10 protein-coding genes are annotated in these 20,808 nt (G+C 42.5%); 1 reads left to right on the forward strand and 9 read right to left on the reverse strand.

Annotated elements, in window-relative coordinates; all coding sequences use genetic code 11:
• Positions 1-16 precede the first annotated feature (16 nt).
• The 9 genes from AC58QT_RS11475 to AC58QT_RS11515 form a co-directional block, all read right to left on the reverse strand.
• On the reverse strand, positions 17-6,811 hold the full coding sequence (locus tag AC58QT_RS11475) for an Ig-like domain-containing protein (RefSeq protein ID WP_497409095.1): 6,795 nt from the start codon (positions 6,809-6,811) through the stop codon (positions 17-19).
• A 172-nt stretch (positions 6,812-6,983) separates the two neighbouring features.
• Positions 6,984-8,603: an extracellular solute-binding protein gene (locus tag AC58QT_RS11480; RefSeq protein WP_497409096.1), complete on the reverse strand. Its 1,620-nt coding sequence runs from the start codon at positions 8,601-8,603 to the stop codon at positions 6,984-6,986.
• 70 nt (positions 8,604-8,673) lie between these two features.
• Complete coding sequence (locus AC58QT_RS11485; protein ID WP_497409097.1) at positions 8,674-11,157, reverse strand: glycosylhydrolase-like jelly roll fold domain-containing protein; 2,484 nt, start codon at positions 11,155-11,157, stop codon at positions 8,674-8,676.
• Between the two features lie 43 nt (positions 11,158-11,200).
• Positions 11,201-12,091: a carbohydrate ABC transporter permease gene (locus AC58QT_RS11490; RefSeq protein WP_497409098.1), complete on the reverse strand. Its 891-nt coding sequence runs from the start codon at positions 12,089-12,091 to the stop codon at positions 11,201-11,203.
• 12 nt (positions 12,092-12,103) lie between these two features.
• Positions 12,104-13,063 (reverse strand): ABC transporter permease, encoded by a 960-nt coding sequence (locus tag AC58QT_RS11495; protein ID WP_497409099.1) that lies wholly within the window; start codon positions 13,061-13,063, stop codon positions 12,104-12,106.
• Positions 13,064-13,325: 262 nt separating this feature from the next.
• Positions 13,326-15,908 (reverse strand): exo-rhamnogalacturonan lyase family protein, encoded by a 2,583-nt coding sequence (locus tag AC58QT_RS11500; RefSeq protein ID WP_497409100.1) that lies wholly within the window; start codon positions 15,906-15,908, stop codon positions 13,326-13,328.
• A 30-nt stretch (positions 15,909-15,938) separates the two neighbouring features.
• On the reverse strand, positions 15,939-16,808 hold the full coding sequence (locus AC58QT_RS11505) for an AraC family transcriptional regulator (RefSeq protein ID WP_497409101.1): 870 nt from the start codon (positions 16,806-16,808) through the stop codon (positions 15,939-15,941).
• A 225-nt stretch (positions 16,809-17,033) separates the two neighbouring features.
• Positions 17,034-18,101 (reverse strand): glycoside hydrolase family 88 protein, encoded by a 1,068-nt coding sequence (locus AC58QT_RS11510; protein ID WP_497409102.1) that lies wholly within the window; start codon positions 18,099-18,101, stop codon positions 17,034-17,036.
• A gap of 467 nt (positions 18,102-18,568) precedes the next feature.
• Entirely contained in the window at positions 18,569-19,162 is a 594-nt protein-coding gene (locus AC58QT_RS11515) for a DJ-1/PfpI family protein (RefSeq protein ID WP_497409103.1), read from the reverse strand.
• A 166-nt stretch (positions 19,163-19,328) separates the two neighbouring features.
• Between AC58QT_RS11515 and pdxR the strand changes: the two genes are divergently transcribed.
• Entirely contained in the window at positions 19,329-20,687 is a 1,359-nt protein-coding gene (gene pdxR, locus AC58QT_RS11520) for a MocR-like pyridoxine biosynthesis transcription factor PdxR (RefSeq protein WP_497409104.1), read from the forward strand.
• The last annotated feature ends 121 nt before the right edge of the window (positions 20,688-20,808 follow it).

The raw sequence follows: 20,808 nt of genomic DNA on the forward strand, positions 1-20,808 counted from the left end.
TCTAACCACAATAGTATTAGTTCAGAATTCTTTGAGCCATGGAGACAAGGTCGAAGAGATCCAACTTCTCGTCATTATTTAGATCATATAGTCGGAGTATCTGCCAATTCGCATGGTTGCTGTTTGCATGATAGTTGGCTGCAATAATCGCCAAATCACCAACACCAGCTGACTGGCTGGCAGTCCCTAGGAACTGTGTTAAAGCCTGCGTAAGCGTCGCAGCAGCAGTATCGACTTGGATTTGTGTTGCTGAGTCAAGAGCTAGAACTGTATTCGCTGCAGCTAGCGAGACGTTAATCGCATCTATCGCACTTTGCGGGTAGTAACCATAACGCGGAGATGCAGTATTTAATACCTTGGCCTTGGCTAAGGCTGAACTCACTTTAGTAACCATTGAAGCGAGCGCAGATTTGTTGATCTGAACAGGTGTTGCAACTGTCAGCCAATGACCAGTTCCGCTACCACTTGCTACGGTAAGTTCATTGCCGAGCTGATCCCCCAGTACGATACCTGTCATATACACATTAGTACTCACCGATGGGGCTAGCGCTTTGAAGGTAAGTGCGAGTATATCCAACGTACCCGTAACTGGACTAGTAGATCCGGTGTTCGCTTCTATGATTTTCACAATGCCTGGGGCTGTCGTGCTTCCTACAACCATAAAGCCATTTAATAGAGAGCTCTTATCCACGAATTCCAGTACAGCAGGATCGTAGTTCACCGTGACCGATTTAGCATAAACAATTCCTGTTACATTGGACAAACCGTATGTTAATTGGAATGATTGCTCAACATTCACAGCGCTTGGTCCTGTTAAAGAATACGCCGTCGTATTTACAGGTGGTGCTGCAACAACCGTTACTACAGCTATCGCTGTGAACGAGCTCTCTGCGGTTGTCACCGTAATCACAGCCGTGCCTGCTTTTAATGCCGTGACTAAACCATTCGAACTTACGTTAGCTACAGTCGCGTCACTCGAACTCCAGCTCACTGCTGAATTTGTTGCATTAATTGGCGCTATAGCAGCCGTCAGCTGTGAAGTTCCGCCAACCGTCAGTGTTTTTGCCGTCGGCGCTACTGTCACACCTGTTACAGCCACTATAACTGGCGGAACTGCACTTGTTGTCGCAGATGCTGAAGTAGATTGCACCGATTCACCCCCAGCATTAACTGCTGACACCTTGTAGTAGTAAGTCGTTGATGCTGAAAGCCCATTGTCTGTAAAAGCCGTCGTTGCCACAGGCGATGCATTCTGCTTCGTATACGTGCCGCTCTCCGCATTGGAGCGATATACGTCGTAGCTGACAGCATCACCAATAGGATTCCATCCCACTACGATTGAACTCGCACTTGCTGCCGTCGCACTCACATTCTGCGGCACGGAAGGAAGTGTGATGACGTTTGCCAATTGCCAAATCGCATATAGCGTCAGTTTTGCAGCCGGCATCGTCACGATGTCACCTGCAGCAAAAGCAGTACCATTTCCGTTTAGCTCAGTATTCCATTCTTTAAACCGCTTACCTTGTGGTGCTGTAATTCCATCAACTTCTGCTGCAGCAAAAGTTTCATCAGCTGCTTTATCCGTTTCAACTGGTGGTACTCCTGAGCCACCGTTCGCGTCATAAATAACTTGATAGGTCGTTTGGTCTACAAAATGAAATTCTAGCGTTCTAACTTCTTGCTTCCGGAACAAATCAATTGTAAATGTAACGGTGACATTTCCAGGTGCCAACGCAGATAACTTACCATTGGCATCAATTTGGGCATTACCGGAAGTAACCTGCCAATTATATGAATAAATATCTGAAACTCCATCTCCACCAGTGGCAGCAAAAGTTAACTTAGGAGTTGCATTTGGTGCAAGTGTCACAGGCCCGAGATACTCCTCTCCGTCCACAAATTCTTGGAGAATTTCAGACGCATTGGGACTACCTACTGTTACTTTAACATCGGTGTATACGCCAGGAGAGCTGACGGAAGCAACTTGAATGTACCCACTAGCACTTTGAATAGCTTCATAATTTCCGTAGTTCACCATTGAAGTGGGATTTAAGGCTATGATCCCATTTGCATCTACAGATACAACCCCCGCTAAATCACCTAGCGGCGTGAATACCACATTCTGATTCGCTACTGTTGGAACCACACGTGCATTAATCTTCGCTGTAGAACTCAAAGCATCTTTTACTGGTACCAGCTTAATTCCTTGACTCGCGTTCACGTTAATAGCTTCCACATCAAAATTAATCTTCTCTGGCTTAATTGTTGTCGGATAGACAGCCAAATTATCAATATTCGTTGTCCATGACGCAACAGAGTTGAAATAATGTGAAAATGCGATTGCTCCGAGGCTATTTGAATAACTAATACGGGAATCCATTGCTAAATCCGAAACCGTGGATGTTATGTTTGGGTCACTTTTATCTGTCACTGTAAAGCTGATCTTTTTGTTTTTAAAATCCAGATTGACCCTAACATTATAAGTTTTGTTTGCTCCTTTAAAGCCTATACCCACATCTTTCGCATCTGAATAACTCCCGACTGCACCACTTGTCCCAGTAAAACCACCATGGATGTAGTTAAAATCTCCATTTACGGTACCATTTCCCGCTGGGACACTAGTCTTTGTGGGAAATGCCGTTGAATTATTACCTTTATGATAATAATACGTCATTTCAGGGTAGATATCTTTATTGGCTCCAGCAGTTGGTGCCGGGAATGTGGCTAATGCCAGATAAGTATTTCCATTTGTATCCTCTATTGAAATATTTCCGCCTCTGTAACGGTTATCTGCTGTAAATGAACCTACATTCCAGTCAAAATCGACAACCACTTTGTCGTCACTTACTGGAGTAAATGTCCTACGGCTTAGAGAAGTCGCAGATCCAGCCTTACTGCTTACAGCAGCCTGAAGTTTTTTATTCCCAGCTATGTCGACAACTTGATAAGTAAAAGTGTTGCCATCTGTAAATCCACCTTTGGACGCTAAGCTATAGTTTTCCCAGTCTTCACTTATTTGAGGTACATAGATGGTCGCTTTATCCGTAAAACCTCCATCTTTAGATGTAGCAGTAATCACGGCTATACCTGTCTTATGTGCTGTGATTATTCCATTTGCATCTACAGATGCAACCGCATCATTGTTCGATGACCAAATGACTTCTGTATTCGTGGATTCCTCTGGTAAAAATATGGCTTCTAGCTTATTTACAGGTTTGCTATCTCCTCTTACAGCTGAATCGGGAGAGAAATAATTGGATTTAATCCATAACTCATTTTTTGATAGGTTCATACTCGTTGCAGCTATTGAACCTTCCACCACTTTTACAATACATTCAGCAGTCACATGACTAGCATCGGCCGAAGTGATAACAACAGTTCCGGTACCAGCCTGTAGCCCTGTTACCACTCCATGCTGGTCTACAGATATAATGCCCTCGTCTCCTTGTTTCACACTCCAGACCACAGTTTTATTCACTGCATTATCTGGTTGCGCTAAATAGACGAGTGCCTTACTGCTTCCAACGGGAAGCCCTATCTTGCTGTTTGAGAGCAGCAATTTTTCAACAAGTACTTCAGTTACCGTAAGCGTTATGGAAGCTGTTATTACGGAATTTGAATCAGATACAATTCGAATTGTTGTGATGCCTGGTTTAATTGCGGTAATCAAACCGGTGGAATCCACTTTAGCAACACTTTCGTCATCACTGCTCCAAGTTACTTTGTAAAAAGACGCATCATTAGGTGTTATAGCAGAAGTAAGCTGCAAACTCTTACCCGCAAGAACTGAACGATTCCCACCATTAATGGATATGCCGGTAACATCGATTTGTGTTACTGCCACATTGAAATTCACACTGATCGCGCCATCTTCTGATGCAGCAGTAATCGCTGCCACTCCGCCTTTTACCGGATTAAGCTGTACAATAGGCTCATAATTAGCGGTAGAAAGCTTATCCGAAAGTGTACGCATGGTATTGTCATCGGTTTCCAATGTATCGCCATACCACCATGCAATTTTAGGATCAGATACCTTATAGATAACTTCCTTATTTGTTGGTGTACCCGAAACAGCACTTTTAAATTTAATCTTATCAAAAGGTTTCGCGTTAATTGTACTTCCCTGTGTTACAGTACCTGTACCAACACTGATTCCGCCTCTTAGGATGTCATAGGTAATCGTCATACCGCTTGTCGTAGCTGCATTAGTAACTGTCACATTTACAGTAGTTGTGATCGTCCCTATGGTTGCAGTGATGATGGCTGTACCTGCAGATCTGCCTATTACAAAACCAGCGTCGGAGACCTCGGCCACACTTGAATTGTTGGAACTGTAGTGAATCTTATACTCGGTGAGTAATTTATCCATTGGAGCGATGGTAGGTTGCAAACGACTTACTTTACCAACTGCCAGAGACACATTGTCAGTTACAAAAGAGAGACTGGTAGCTTCGCCAACATCATAATTGACTCCGGTGTATCGTAATGGATTATAGACGGTATCCGACGCTTTCTTGGCATACCCTCTGATTAAGTAGGCATACATACTATCCATCATATCGCCGGATTTACCGCTTTGCGTGCTGCCCATTTCCTTAATGCTTTCTGTTCCATTGTTAAACATGCTACGCTTGCTAGGTCCTGCACCTTCTCCTGCCTTAGCACCTGTTCCGTAGATGGCTAATGACTCTGTGTTCCAGTAGTAAAACCCTCTTGTAGTGCCATAAGGATTCGGTATATCAAGAGGAGCCTGCATATAATCCAGCAAGAAGTTGTACTGTCCATTTGGCGTGCCCGCACTGTAATACTGCGACAATCCCATGGTACTCTCTGTGTCACCAGTTGTAGAGGAAGTCGTAAATGAGAAACCTGTTTCTACGTTTATATAATCATAGTATTTTGTCGCACTATTTTGCATGGCAGTCTTCATCATTGTAAATTGACCTGTAGTTTCACGTCCTCCATAGAGTGAAAAAGCCATCCCGTCAAATTCTGCTCCACGATTTGCAAAAGCCTGGAAAAAGCCCGAAATTTGCGCAGGATCGTATCCCGTATTCGTGTGTATGGTGTTAATTGCGCCTGGATAAATTTCTTTTGCCGCTCGCTCTGAAGAGGTTATGATCGCAGCATGCTGCGTATAATTTGAACCTAAGGCAACTGGGAATACGAGTCCTCCATCTTGCTCATTTCCGTTTTTAACGGAGATGACATTGACACCTTCTGACTTCATATCAGAAAGGGTATCATGGACATAGTTATAAACGGCTGATTCAAGCATCTGGATATCAGGGTTCGACAGCTTCCCATTGTAATCTTTTTCAATCCATTCATACGGCATGTGGGCCTTGGCCGCACTGATCCACGTATCGCTATAGTGAAAACTAGGCGTATACGTCATATTTAATTCGGTAGCTCGTTTGCCAATGGCAACACTATGTTTTTTATCAAAATATCCAGGTATCGTTTGCCGTCCAGTAACCGTCTCTCCATCGTAACCTAGGGTAGAGGTTGTTAATGGCGTTAAAGAATACCAGTCGTAAATCGGATTTCCAGACCGTACCCATAACATTGTCAATATGGAATTGACACCATGGTTCGAAAGAATTCTCAAGGCATCTTGCTGCACACCATTTGCGAAATATTTGCCTCCAGAATCCTCAATAGCCTGAAGAAATGACATGTCTGCGCCTTTAATGTAATCATTGGATACTTCGAACACATTTAGATTGTCAACATAAGCAAACTGGTTACCATTAGATGCCCATCCGTCTGCAGGGTTGATGTTGTCAATTTCGTCATATTTGGGCCTTTGCCACCCATTTGGATAAGGATGTTCAGTATCTTTATTTTCATGTACGGTGACAGATTTGACATAGTTTTGATCAAATATTGTGTTTGCATACAATTCAACCTCTGTCTGATTCATGCCCGTGTGGAACGCTATAGTGACCAGTGCGTACCCCTCGGTACTCGCAGGAGCCTGACGAAGAACTACCCCGTCCAATCCTCTTACACCAAGGTTAACACGATTACCGAGTGTTAACCTTTCAACCAAAAGACCTAACACACTTGTGTTACTTAGATTGTATTGTTGGGTTGATTTATACGTGTCTTGCTTGTCTACTTTCATGCGAACCGAAGCAATATAGTCTGTATCTGGCTTTACTGTCACCTTTTGACTAACTTCAGCTTGATCCGCCAGCTTGACTGCATTCACGCCTGTATCGGCATTCGCTGTGTCGAGATTTACTCCGCCTTTGGTGACCCAGTCTTGAAGTCCTCCTTCAAAATTCCAGTTTTTCACCGGATTATTATCATTAGAATCAAGCGTGATGGTAACCTCATCAATCTGCAGCCCGCTTGACGTTCCCGCATTAATATTGATGCTCATTTGCCCGTTATAAACTAGTACATTTCTATGAGCAATTTGCCGCCATGTATTCGCGTCTAAAAATGTATCCACTTTAAGGACGGAATCAGGGCCGCCTGTATCCTTTAACGATAATTTTGCAGAGTTACCGCTAGTCGCACCTTTTACCCACATGCTAACAGTATAACTGCCTTGGGGAATCCCTTTGACTGTCTTGCTTAAAAAAGAACCGGATTTCATTAGAGCATAATTGCCGCTTTTTCCACCTGTAGATTGTATCGTAACATTACCACTTACGTTCCACTCGTCAAAATTAGATTCAAAACCTAAGTTTCCTCCCCCTACATCTTCCTGAGCATCTGCAATCGCAGCTGGTCCCGTAGATACAATTAAAAATAGTATTAATACACTGAGCAAACACGAAATTATCTTTTTTAGCATAGATACATCTCCTTTCATTAAATATTTCAATTAGTCATGTTATCCCATTAATATAAGGAAGTTTAATCCACACCTTCTTTGTAATCGCTTGCATTTTGTAAAGTAATCACACTTTGCGAATAGAAGATAGAGAGAAACCCCTATTTAGAAAAGGGGCTTCTCTTGCTTCTTATTATTTTTTCATTTCTTTGTAAGCCGTTCTACGCTCATCAATGACTGTCTGACCACCAATTTTCAGATATTCTTGAACACCAGCTTCATAGGTTTTAGCAAAATCCGCAGGTTTAGCCATGATACTCTTTACGACAATTTCATTTCCTTTATCTTTAAGCGTTTTACCAAACTTAATTTCGGAATCAATTGGACGGTCAAAACGCGGTAGCGTGAAACCATCTTTTAATCCGTTAAGGATTGTTTGTTTTGCTAATTCTTTATAATTCGGATATTGAATTGTTGCTGCTTCAATGTTCTTATCCTTTGAACCAAAATCTTTACCATTGGAAATAATTGCAATATCGGAGTTATTGTAGAAAGTTTTCTTCGCTTCATCCGTTGTAATCGCTTTTGGGAAACCATTCTCCAGCGTATAGTGCTGACCTTCTAAACCATTCTGCAGGGTGAATAATACATCTGATTTGGACATCCAGTCTAAATACTTAATTGCTTCAACAGCACGTTTACTTGTTTTTGGAATCATAATATAGGCACCAATTGGATCATAGATCGACTTAATAGCCTTACCATCGGCGTTTAAGAACGGATCCATCGCAACGTACTCTGCACCTGGCACATTCTTCTTAAGTGTATCGAACACCTGACCATTCCCCATCAGGTTATTATGTGCAGCCAGTGCTGTAAATGAACCGACTAATCCGTTGGATACATCTTTCTGGAAACTCTTTTCGTCTTTATCAAGAGCAAAGTCAGGATTTATTAGTCCTTCTGCATTTAGTTTGTTCATATATTGTACGCCTTCTTTAAATCCGGGTTTAGTCAATTCCGGAATAAAGTTCGAAGTGGATAGTGCATAGTTATCTTCCTCAGAAACTTTTGTCTCAAATGAATTCATAAGAACAAAAGATGAAGTAATACCATTGCTGTCAAACGCACTAAAATCGTATGGAATTACTTTACCTCCAGTTTGACCTGGATCCTTCTCCTTAAACGCTTTCAATGTTTTATAAAATTCATCTGTTGTCTTCGGTACAGGCATGCCCAGTTTATCCAACCAATCTTTACGGATGTAAGAAGATTGCGTAAATTGAAGCGTTCTCTTACCTGGAATCGTATATTGTTTTCCACTGAATACGCCATACTTTAATACATCGTCTCCAAGGAATTTCTTTAGATTTGGCCCATTCTGATCTAACACTTGGGAAAGATCGGTTAAACCGCCACTTTTCACATAATTATTAATTGTTGTTGTATCGTAAGTGAATACGATGTCTGGAGCATCTCCAGAAGCCATCAGAACATTTAATTTATCTACTTCCTGGTTACGAGGAACTGGAACGAATTGTAGCTTGATGTTATTCGGATCGCCGAAATTCTTCTGAATCCATTGTGTCCAGTAGTTGTTATCAACTGGACCTGCCCCTGCAGGTGCATTTCCACGATCAAATACTTCAACTTTTAGAGTGACTGGCTCTTTACTTACACTGCTCGTCGCAGCAGCACTTGAGGCTGGACTGGAGGAAGCTTCATTGGAACTGCTGGAACAAGCCGACAAAATACCTGCTAACAGAATTAATGCAGAAGAAGCTCCTAGTACTTTACTTTGCAATGCTTTCATAGATAATTCCCCTTTACATGTTTGTTTTTATGTTCATCCCCATATTCGGGGTAAAAACCAAATGAAAATGTTATTTTGCTTTTTCCAATTTACTTAGATGCTGAATCGTTACTGGGCCAAGTAAACCAGATGGTAACGATAACCCATCATAACGGTTAGCCAAACTGTTAACAACTTCGATTCGCAGCGTATTTATGCCTATTCTAACCATATGGCGTATATCTATTTGGTACGGCTTCCACATACACGTACCCGCATTTATCCCATTTACCCAAACTGTAGCCAACTCATGAACTTCTCCAAGATTTAGTTTAACCAGAGAATCCTCTACATTTTCATTGAGTTCAAAGTTTGTAGAATACGTCATTGTACCGGAATATTGGCTCATACCTTCATATTCTGTCCATGACTGAAGATCGACTATCTCCCCATTAATCAGTTCGCCTTGTACTTCCCAGCTTCCAGAGATACTTATTTGTTCACTCAGGTAATCCAATTGTTGGTGTAGTTCGGTACTATGAACAGCTTCCTTCATTGGATCAATTGCTATAATCAAGCTTCCTCTTCTCGCAATGGAGAACGCAATAGTTCGACATCCATTATTCATTATCGTAGTAGTTCCAGCGCTAATATCACCTGTCCATGGATCCCACAGTTCCGCGTGTCCGAAAAGTTCCGTATGCAACTCCCCCGAATAAGTCATTTCCCCTTCATTAACGATTACGTAAAAAATCACGTCATCTTTTATAATCTGGCTAATGCGAATGTCCGAGCAAGCTGGGTGCAGTAATTTGTTCCTTTGGAAACGATACGTGAGTTTTTCTACCAACTCGCTCTCCTGATCCACAACTACCTGACCTATATTCACGATTTGTATACCAGTGTCTGACATTTCAAAAACAAGCCCGCCTTGTTCCGCATACGCCTCAAGCCATCGTACTGTTAGTGGATCAAACGTGCCTGAATTCTCGATAAGAACAGCCTTGTAACGCTGACTCTCCAATCGAATTATTCCATTCTCCACGCTACACAAAAGAAGCAGTTCTTCTTCAAGGTAATTAAATTCCAACTGGTTTTCATACAATGGTTTAACGATTCGCCAAGGCAACTTATTTGCATGTGCAAGCACAGCTACCTCCGCTAAGTTGATGCTATCCGTCATCAACCAACTCATTCGTTTCATATACTTTGCAAAAGAACTATAGACTGGCCACCAAATATTATTAGGTCCTACATCTGGTGGTCGCTCGTTTCGACGTTCACCTTGTATCGAGTAATAGAAGGCATGGGGCACAATTAAATTTACTCCTCGAACAAAAAGCCAGTCCAAATACCACTTCATATTGTCGGCACTAAGCGCCCAACCACTTTCTTTGCCGCAAACACCAAAACATTCATTTAAATTCCTTCTACGCCCTCGATGGCGCGCTGCATCTGACGAGCATTTGCCCATCGTGCTGTGCGGCCCCGTTAAAGCTTTACCTTCTTCTGGCGCAATAAAACGCCAAACTACATCTTGACCAGGGATATGGAAATGCTCTAATAAACCTATATCATCACTAGCTGCTGGGTGGCCGGTTAGTCCAATTCCATGTTCTTCGCACCAACCAGCAAGTTGTTTGTAATACGTTCGGGCAAGTCGCTTCCTCACTGTCGCGTCGAACGTACTGCGAATGCGCCGTGCGTTTTCCCCAGCATCGAACCAAAGCAGAGGAAGATCGTTCAAGGCGTTTCCTCCAGCAAGAAATTCTTCTAAAAACCCACTTGTCCATGGTTTTAACCCCGGTAAGTGCCCGCGACCTAGTAAATCAGGCTCGTCGGTAAAGAAAGCAATAACTGTACTCCCGAAGTCCTCTGTAAGCCAGTTATAATAACGCTCATGCGTAATAGATATAAATGCTTGAACTGCTTCAGGATTTAATAAGTCTGCTGCTAGCGGAGCATCAGGCTCTCCATCATCTTGCCCAAAATGCACTCCTCGAATCGTTCCCTGTGAATTAGTTTCAATGAATAAGAGTACTGACCAATCCCCGTCATCTGAAGGAACATAGGACAGCCAATCATTGGTAAAACTAAGATTAATTGTTCGCTCATGAGCAATCATATTTTTTGAAATTTTGCATACGGCTAATGCAGCAACAATCACTTCACCGGGGGAACACACAACGGGAATGTCAATGCCTTGACTCCCGCTTGAATATTCTTCCATTCTCAAGCCGCGGCTAGCGAAATCAGGATTCTGCTTTACCACAAGTCCACAAGCAGAACCAGATGGATACATACCCTCGTCATATAAAATAATAGACATTCCTAATTTTGCTGCCTCGGCAACAACGATCTTAACCAATGCCATATATGAATCCGATAAATATGGCGTCTCATGAGATAATCCCATACGCGGATGAATCACTACACCACTGATTTCTTTGGCATGGAAATCATGTAGTTGTCTTATGAGTTCTTTCTCCGACAATTCGTCATTCCAGAACCAAAAGGGAATAGGACCGAAATCTTTAGGAGTATTTATAAATTCCTCTTTCAAGCTTTCCAACATATTTAACTACCTCCTTCCCAATCATTTTTTTTCATTTTCATTTTCAACCCTTTACCGCTCCAATCATCACGCCGGAAACAAAATACCGTTGCAGCCACGGATATACAATTAGAATTGGCATAGTCGCGAACATGATGCTCGCTGCTTTTAGGCTTTCGGGCACGGACTCGATTTGTGAGGCGCCTTCTTGCGCAGTCAAATCCGTTAACTGGCTATTCACAACTACCTGATACAACTTTAGTTGCAGCGGATACAACTCCGCGTTGGTGATATAAAATAACGCATCCAAGAAACCATTCCATCTACCTACTGCATAAAATAAACTTAATGTTGCCAACGCTGGCATCGAAAGTGGCAAAACAATACGAATGAGCGTTCCAATGTGGGAACTTCCATCCAGATAGGCTGATTCCTCCAGACTAGCCGGTATAGAGGAGAAAAAAGTCCGCAAAATAATCAGATTAAACGCCGAGATCATACCTGGAACGATCAAAGATGATAAGCTATCCAGCATCCCAAGCTGTTTCACCAGTAAGTACTCAGGAATTAATCCGCCGCTGAAAAACATCGTGAACACGATGAGCATCATGAACACTTTTCTCCCTCTTAGACCTTCTTTGGTTAACGGGTATGCTGCACATATGCTCATAATCATACTCACGGCAGTATAGATGACTGTCAATAAAATCGTCAGCACCATGGACCGCAACATTCTCGAATCTTGAAACACAACGCTATAGGAGTGAAAATCCAGCTCCCTTGGAAAAATCGTCACCATATCAGATAATATCGCATGTTTCGAGCTGAGTGAGATTGCTATGATGTGTAGAAATGGCAACAGACAAAACAAAAGTACAACACCGATTACTAGCATAATGATCGCGTCGGAAACCCGAAAGCGATTTGTTTTTCTAAGTACAATCCCATTCTTCATGTTGCTTTCCTCCTACCATAATCCTTGTTCACCAGAGCGCTTGGCGATCATATTAGCTGCAACAACGAATACGAGTCCTACCAGTGCTTGGAATAAGCCCATTGCCGTTGCGAGAGAGAACTGAGCTGATCTTAGACCTGCTTTATACACAAATGTTGAGATCACTTCTGCATAGTCCATTACGAGTGAATTGCTCATTACAAATGGCCGCTCGAAACCAATAGTCATGATATGACCAATCTGCACAATCAGCAGAACCACGATTGTTGACCTAATTCCCGGCAAGGTAATATGCCACATTTTCTTCCACCTTCCAGCGCCATCAACATCAGCCGCTTCATAGAGCTCTTTATTTATGCCCGTCAAAGCCGCTAAGTAAATGATGGTTCCCCACCCTGCACTCTGCCAAACCCCAGTTCCAAGATATACAAATAACCAGTTCATTTTTTCAGTTAAAAAAGGAACTGCCTCGAAACCTAAACTCTTAAGCAAAATGTTTGCAAGTCCGGTTTTTGTGGAAAAAATTTGATAAACAAGACCACCAATAATAATCCACGAAATAAAGTGAGGCAAATACAGTATGGTCTGGGAAACCTTTTTAAACCAGACAACTCTAAGCTCATTAAGCAATAGCGCAAGAATAATTGGTGCAGGGAACGAAAACAATAAATCCAAAAAATTCAACATCAACGTGTTGCGCACTACTTGATAAAACTGGCTCATCCCAAACAACTGACGAAAATTTTCAAAACCTACCCATTCACTTCCCGTAACTCCTTCAAAAATACTATAGTTCTGAAACGCAATCGCAGCGCCGTACATAGGCACATACTTAAATAAAATGAAATACGCAATTGGCAGAATCATGAGTAAATACAATTGGTAATCCCTTACAAATCCCGCTATGCGCCGGCGCTTTACGGTCGCCTGCATGGAAGGCTGTGATTTCGTTTGTGTAACACTTTGGTCCATGTGCTTCCCTTCTTTCTGTATGTCTCCACGCAGCCATAAACTCCGCTGCTCTTCCTATCCACCTTGCTTCAGGTGATTAACCACACTATACGAGGTACAATGCCAACTGCACAACAAACTAATTTCAGAAGGTAAACTGATTTCCGAAACCTTGATGTAACAGGGTTTTTAGAAACAAAAACGGAAATAGGTTAGTCAATGGAATAAGGTTTGATAACAATAAATGGAGGAGAGCCAGAAAGCCCACCTCCACTGAATTTGTTTATATAAGTCCTTTTGAAACACCATCTCCAAGCATCTCTTGCAACCTAGCTGTTTCAATATAATTCAGACTCCATTGCGAAATGCCATTGGTATTGGCGTGTTCCACTTCCCTGATGGGACGCACATACTCCGTATCGGGGACAGTCGTGTACACAAGTTTGCCACCTGCGTCAAATCGACCTGGAGTGTTCGAACTCGGATCAGCCGCTTGGCTCAGCATCTCTAACGCTTGTTGCATTCGCCCTGGATTGCAATACCAGTAACCGGCATATGCGAACATTCGGATAGCATATCGCTCACCTCTCCATGCATCATCATTGTCCTCATTGAATAGGCCATGTGAAGCTTCTTTCCTCTGCTCCGGCGTCATAGCATAGTAATTACCGAACTGCGCAAGCATATCATTAAACTCTTCATCTTCAATTAGATCTGCTAGCTCGAACCAAATTTCCGGTGCACCGAAACAGACGACCATGTGATACTGGTAGGTCCCTTCCCCAATGTAGCCCATTTCGCTGGTTTGTTGATTGTACAGAAAATGAGAACCAGATGATAACCGATTAGGCGCCTTCTTAAGGCTACGAATTCCTGTCAAAATTTTATCCCGATACACCGTATCCTGGAATCGCTCCCAACGCGTCATCCAGTTGGACACGAAGGAAGACCAGTCCGGCCCCGTACGCGCTTCAATTCTTCCCAGCTCATCTTCAATCTGATCATCTCGCCTTGCCATATCGGAATCCTTAACAAAATCCATGATATCCCCGACCCTCTCATCCCCGGTTAAATAATAAAAGAACCGGTGATGGCCAGCCATCGAAATCCTTACTTCTTTCCATTTGCAACCCCAGTGGCGTACATTGTGGCGGCTGCCGAGCATCGCGTATTTGCCTAAGTGATAGGTGTCCACCTCACTCGTATGGCGCGTCATGGCTCGGGCAAAACGAAAGATACTATAATCGCCAGTTCGCAGAAATGCCAACCAGTTAACATACGTGTTACACAGCTCTGTATTTTGCCAAGCATAGCCTCCCACATCATAGAGCCAGCAATGACGCACTGGATCATACGTGTGCATCACATCACCATAATCCCAGAAGCCGTACCATTTGCGCTGCTCAACTTCTTGTCGATAAAAATCTATAAAACCTAGCACCGCTTGCTCGTTCGCTTCCGTCCGATAACGTTCGTCCTTCGGCTGGCACCAGTAGGTGCCAAAAACGTTCGTTTCTTCATAGACATTTAAGTCTGTAATCAACAAGGCGTCCGTTTGCACATCCTCGGCAAAATTCAAAATTGCTTGCTTGCCGGGCATGCAATCGAACAGCTTGAGCACCATCTCATTCGTATTAGCAATACCTTGCGGATGATTATCCAGATCGCCATATGAGTACTGGTGCGAAACCGTATCGTATGCTCTAAAATCATAAGCTTCAACGTTCTTGCTCCGCAGCCAAACCGTTATGACGGGCTGTTCGCCTTCAGCACCAGTGACTTCAAGAGCCATCGGACATTTTTGCCAAAAGTCTTTAACCCCTACTGCTACTATCATCCGCTCGCTGCCAAAAAATACTGCTCCCTTGGAGCGATTGCCTTGCACCGCAGGAATATAGGCACAACCGGACTTCGTCCTTTTTACAATACTATACTGATCACAAGAATCTTGTTGCAGTTGGAAGCTTCCCCAATATGCATTGTCCCTCGCGTGCTCCATCAGCTTCGCATCAATTTCCGGATCAATGTTGATAAATTGTCCGGCTATCTGTTGTTTTTTATAAAGTGGATGAAGATCTTTTCCTAAATAAATCGGCTGTACGGCTTCATAAAACATGCCAGTATCTCCAGTAAAACCAACATGGCGGTTCCATAACTCCCCACCAGCTTGCACGTGAAATTGCACTGCAATCCCCTTTAGGAAATCACTATTCTCGTCTCCATTATAAATAAAACTATGCACAATTCGGACTTCATCGCTGTCGGCATAGAAGTAGACTCGGATCGTAAAAGGAAAGCGTTGCATACCGCCTTTCATGTACGTGTGACTCCCTTCAGCTTTTACAACAGCTCTCAAAGGGCCGCTCTCTTCCAAGGTTATGCGTTCCGTAACTCCAATCAATTTATGAATAGTTACAGTCTCAGCATCCTCCTGCTCGTCTCTATTTTCTATGAAGGAGATTAACTGGGCAGAAAGAGGCCCTTGGCTCTCAGATTTGCGAGTTAAGGACGAAATCAGATCATTGCCTGTCGCCATCGTACAGGATAGTAGTTCACTTTCCACGGTTATCGATCCGTCGGATGTCTGACTTGCCAATAGACGTTTTGTGGCGGCAGCGCCCTTTCCTTTGCCAATTCGATACCCCTGCCCAGTATTTAAAACTGAGCTATGCAGCAACCATTTCACAGAACCATCCGGCCAGTAAGCGTTGATCCTGGTCTGAATGGGCCATGTATTCCCATTTTCATCCAACAAGCGAACACCATCTTCCGGAAGAAGTGCTCCTTTTTCCCAAGGTGTTCCAAAGCTCACCGCAGATAGCAAAGCTTTTCTCGGAGTTAACCAGTGTAAATTCATTTCAGACATGTCTTACGTCCCCCTTTTAGCCTTAAATTGCTACCACTTTCGTGCTTTCTTGCGAAACTGTTCTGGTGTTTGAGCGAGTTCCTCCTTGAATTTCTTACTGAAATGTGAAGGAGTCTGAAACCCTGCCTGAAAGCCAATTTCTTTCATTGTTAAATTCGTTTGCAGTAGCAGTCGCTTGGCCTCATTGACCTTACGTTGCATTAAATATTGTTGAATGCTCATACCGACTTCTCGCTTAAAATAATGGCACAAATAATACTTGCTCATATGCAATTCGTCTGCAATGGTATCTAACGTGCATGGCGAACGCCACAACCGATTCAAGCAACTCATGATCTGGCCAAGTGGAATCGCGCTTCGCCTGATGAAACGCTGTACAGGCTCTTCCGCCTGTTTGTTGGTATCCCGCCTGCATATTAGAAGTAGCAATTGCATTAAATTCAATTGAATCGCTTTGCTCCAACCCCATAAATGTGGTTCGTTCTGTTCACTGTACAGCGCGGCTAACAACCGATCACAAATTTCAGATTCCTCCTCTGACAATCGAAGATGGTAATACGGCGCTGCAGTTTGTACGAGCTGATCCCGGATAGAATCGCTCCCCCCTTCGCCCCAATCAGGGACGAAATCAGTGAGAAAGTGAATAATGTCTCGCTTGTAAGGAGCCGCACTCCGTCTTTTAACTTTATGAATGATATGTCCCTGAAACAGTAGTAAGCTGTTTGGTCCTAGTGAGATCACCTCATCCTCCAAAATGACCCATGCCTCTCCGCTCTGCACCCTAACCAGTTCATAACCGATATGAGTGTGAAACGCTACCGGATAATTATCCTTGTCTTTATGTTCCAACATGAAAGCCTGTGCATGAAGCCCTTCAAGTGAATCATCTTCCATCGTCATATCGCTTGCCTCCTCATGCAGCCGAATTAATTATATATCACATTCCAAGGCTGAAATTGCCTATGAATGTTCCAGGATTGCTCTAAATGATTACCAACACTATACGAGGGCAAGGGCGATTACACAATAAACTAAATTCAGGAGACAAACCGTATTCTGTTATCATGGCAAAAGGACTGCCCACATGGACAGTCCCTAGTTGTCACACCGAATTCGGAGTAGTGTCTACATATCACCCTCTAGCACCTCGGTCAGCAGCATCAGCATGATGCCGTTTGTATATTGTCTAATTTGATACGGTACTTTCAGGTAGCCTTCCTTCTCCTGACAGTCAGTTCCACCCGAGGCGTGTAGCACTGCACCTTCTTCACTTAAATGACAATGTATGATTTCGTAAAGCATCTGCTTGCCCCAGATTCGGAATTTATCGTCTAAAATACCCAGCCGTTGCCCTTTCATCGCCGCATAAGCGAAAAGAGCAGATGCGCTAGTTTCCAAATACGACGTTTCTTCTCTGAGGAGCGTACGCAACATGCCGTCTTCTTCTCTTCTCAACCGGTACGCGCTTTCCATTTGCCGTTGGAAGATTTCTGTAAATCCACTAATTTCATAAGGCTGATCCTGTAGCAACCCTAGTAGCTCAATCAAACTAACTGCAGCCCAGCCGTTGCCTCGTCCCCAATGCTCGCCGAGTGTCTTACGGTCTAAACAATGATAGCCGTGATAAAAAAGGTCGAACTCTCTATCAAACTGGCTCTCTATATGAATATCAAACTGCTTCAACGCTTCGACAATGCATGCCTCATTTTGATCGGCAAGCCCAAAGCGGAGCATGAATACGCCTGCCATGAACAAAGTATCGATCCAGAGTTGATTCTTGTAATCATCTAGCCCTCCAGCGCCTTCGCCCCACACATGGGCAAAGCCACCGTTCGTAGTACGCAGCGCACGATTCACACACCACTCGGCAACCTCTCTACAGCCCTCCAAGTAGGCGACATTACCTGTCTGCTGGTAAGCGCTGTGAAGCACATTAGCTGGCACAACCCAATTGACCGATCCGAACTTGATTTTGCTTGCATTGTCTACTGCCCATTGCTTAATAAATGCGGCAAAGCGCTCTTGCTTTGTCCCTTCGAACGCTTTTATCACACCATACATACCAACACCAGGTGTCCACTCCCAGTAATGCAAATCATCGCCAATATCTAGCGGCTTACTGCTTAACTTTTTCCATACCTTATCAAATGCATTTTCAACATCAATCTTACTCAACTGTATTGTAGTGTTCATTTCAAATTCTCCTTATTTTCTCAATGAAATAGATATGAATCCAGTATAGGCGAATTTGATTTCGTATGATTGCTGGGGAATGTTCTGAGATTGCTTTTAAAAATTAAAGAAGATAGCCCGTTAGGGCTACCTCCTTGCACTTTACGCTCATTGTCCAAAAACTTTAAACTCGTAGACTCCTGTCCACTGCTGCGTTGTGCCAACCTTTTGGTGAAAACCAAAGTATATTAAAAAAAGTTAATGTATCTTAGTAGTTATAATATCCACTCAATTATTCCTACAATAAACTTCTTTCAGTAGGTAAACGGCACCAGTGAATAATGTGCGGCATCCGTACCCATATGTTCTATCTTGTATAAACCTTTTACACCCACATAATTTTAAAATTCACCACTACATACAAAAGAGACAGTCATTAAAGACCGTCTCCTTCTATTCCACTTTACTAGTGATTAGACTGCTTTACTCTATAGAACATTGACTGAAGAGTACTCCCCCTTCTTGTAAAAAGGGTAATCCATAATCTTTTGAATATCTTGTGCGATTTCACTAGATGTAAGTGTCTCAACGAAGTATAAGCCTAAGTCTATGGAAGCCGCAATGCCCCCTCCAGTGATGACATCTCCGTCTCTTAATACACGAGCATGGACAACTTCTTTACAATAGGGCTTCAGTTCATCTAAAGCTAACGGATTCGTCGTTATTCGTTTATCTTCTAAAAAACCTGCGGCACCAAGCAAAAGTGCTCCCGTACAAACAGAAACCTTATATGTAACTCCTTTTGCTGTTCTAATCCATTTCACAAATTCCTGATCGTGGATTAGTGTGCGTGTTGCAATCCCACCAGGAATAAAAATGATATCATACTCGCTAAGATCCGGTGATATCCGATCTACTCTAATCGTCATACCTCGGTCATCCGTAACCTCAAGCTTGTTTGAACAATAATCCCAGGATAAATCATTCAAGATATTTCGCTTTTTTAACCAAGTAACTGCATTATGAAAACCTGAAAAATCTAAAGTCGTCATATCATCAAATAAAATAAAAGCGATTTTCACTGAATATCCCTCCACACAAATAATTGATGAGAACCTAGAAGAAGTCTATAATATATCTGTCATTATAAAAAGGTACAGAATCGATAGCTTTTTAAGGGTCAGATGAAAATAGGAGGAGCTTGTCATCGATCTTACTATTATTTTCGATAAAAAGAGTCCACTCTATATGCAGCTATATTCACATTTACGAACTTTAATTATTGAGGGGAATATAACAAGTGGAATGAAATTACCCTCGATTCGCTCTTTACAGCGACAATTAAAGATTAGCAAAACAACCATTGAAACTTCCTATAATATGTTAATTGAAGAAGGGTATGTCTGTAGCAAAGAAAGATCAGGACTGCATGTAATAAACCCAAATATTTTCCAATTAACAAGTCCCCAAGCCTCTGAAGTACAAATTAAACAAGCTGAATCACACCCTTGTATGCAATCAAACATAATTGATTTTAATCTACTTCATGTAGATAAAGATAACTTTCCGACTCGACTATGGAAGTCATTACTTGGTGAAGCACTGCAATTTAATTTTCAAGATATTCACCAGTACGGTGATCCGCGAGGTGAACATGTTTTGCGGGAGTGTCTAGCGCAATATTTGCGCCAATCAAGAGGAGTTGTTTGTAACCCTGATCAAATAGTAATTGGTTCTGGCATAGCATATAGTATTCGTCTTTTAACTAACATTCTAGAGGGAGCATATCGTCTTGGAATCGAAAAAACTGGTATCGCACAAACACTCGAGATGTTTGAGCAAAGTGGTCTTCAATTAACACCTGTTTCTATTAACCAAGGGAACAGTACCAAGCAAGAGCTTGAGAATAATAACATCCAATTGTTATATGTAACGCCTTCACACCAGCCTAACGGCGAACCAATGCCTTATGGAACTCGAATTGAACTTCTTCAATGGGCATTGGTAAATCAAGGATATATTATTGAAGATGATTATGATGGTGAGCTTCGTCTTTTTGGAAAGCCAGTTCCCTCACTTCAAGGCTTAGATAGAACTAGAAAAGTTATCTATATCGGGACATTTTCCAAATCCTTTACACCAGCTTTGCGTTTAAATTATATGGTTCTACCGACAGAATTACTTGCTAAGTTACAGTCCATCGATCAAACGTTATCTTGTCCTTCTCGAATCGATCAGTGGGCAATGGCAATGTTTATTGCGCGCGGGCACTGGTATCGGCATGTGAGACGATTACGAAAAGTATATCGTACTAAGTATGAAACTCTTGTTCGGCTGCTGCAAAGCTATTTTCCTAACAATATTGAAATTGAGAGTAAAGGCACCGGACTACACCTTGAGCTATCAGTTGTAGCAAACTGTACAAGCAATCAGCTAATTGAAGCAGCTTATAAAGAAGGCGTAATAATCTATGGTAAACAGGAGGTTCAACAGAGTTTCAAACAAAATCGCGTCAATTTGTATTTGGGATTTGGTGGACTAAATGAAAATGAGTTAGAGCTCGGAGTTCAGCGATTAGATAAAGCTTGGGCAAATTCAATCATGTAAAAAATAAAAAAAAGAGCTGACACTCTTTTGAGCTTTGTTTTTACTGTTAATTGGGGCTTGGAGGATATTGAATTCCCCCTTTGGCAAAAGTCCAAGCGTATCCTCCCCAAAATCCACTAGG

It is taken from the genome of Paenibacillus sp. J31R109 (assembly GCF_059692055.1).

Excerpts from the sequence above, each read along its gene's own strand:
- AC58QT_RS11475 (WP_497409095.1), bottom strand. The coding sequence starts at position 6,811 with ATGCTAAAAAAGATAATTTCGTGTTTGCTCAGTGTATTAATACTATTT.
- AC58QT_RS11480 (WP_497409096.1), bottom strand. The coding sequence starts at position 8,603 with ATGAAAGCATTGCAAAGTAAAGTACTAGGAGCTTCTTCTGCATTAATT.
- AC58QT_RS11485 (WP_497409097.1), bottom strand. The coding sequence starts at position 11,157 with ATGTTGGAAAGCTTGAAAGAGGAATTTATAAATACTCCTAAAGATTTC.
- AC58QT_RS11490 (WP_497409098.1), bottom strand. The coding sequence starts at position 12,091 with ATGAAGAATGGGATTGTACTTAGAAAAACAAATCGCTTTCGGGTTTCC.
- AC58QT_RS11495 (WP_497409099.1), bottom strand. The coding sequence starts at position 13,063 with ATGGACCAAAGTGTTACACAAACGAAATCACAGCCTTCCATGCAGGCG.
- AC58QT_RS11500 (WP_497409100.1), bottom strand. The coding sequence starts at position 15,908 with ATGTCTGAAATGAATTTACACTGGTTAACTCCGAGAAAAGCTTTGCTA.
- AC58QT_RS11505 (WP_497409101.1), bottom strand. The coding sequence starts at position 16,808 with ATGACGATGGAAGATGATTCACTTGAAGGGCTTCATGCACAGGCTTTC.
- AC58QT_RS11510 (WP_497409102.1), bottom strand. The coding sequence starts at position 18,101 with ATGAACACTACAATACAGTTGAGTAAGATTGATGTTGAAAATGCATTT.
- pdxR (WP_497409104.1), top strand. The coding sequence starts at position 19,329 with ATGCAGCTATATTCACATTTACGAACTTTAATTATTGAGGGGAATATA.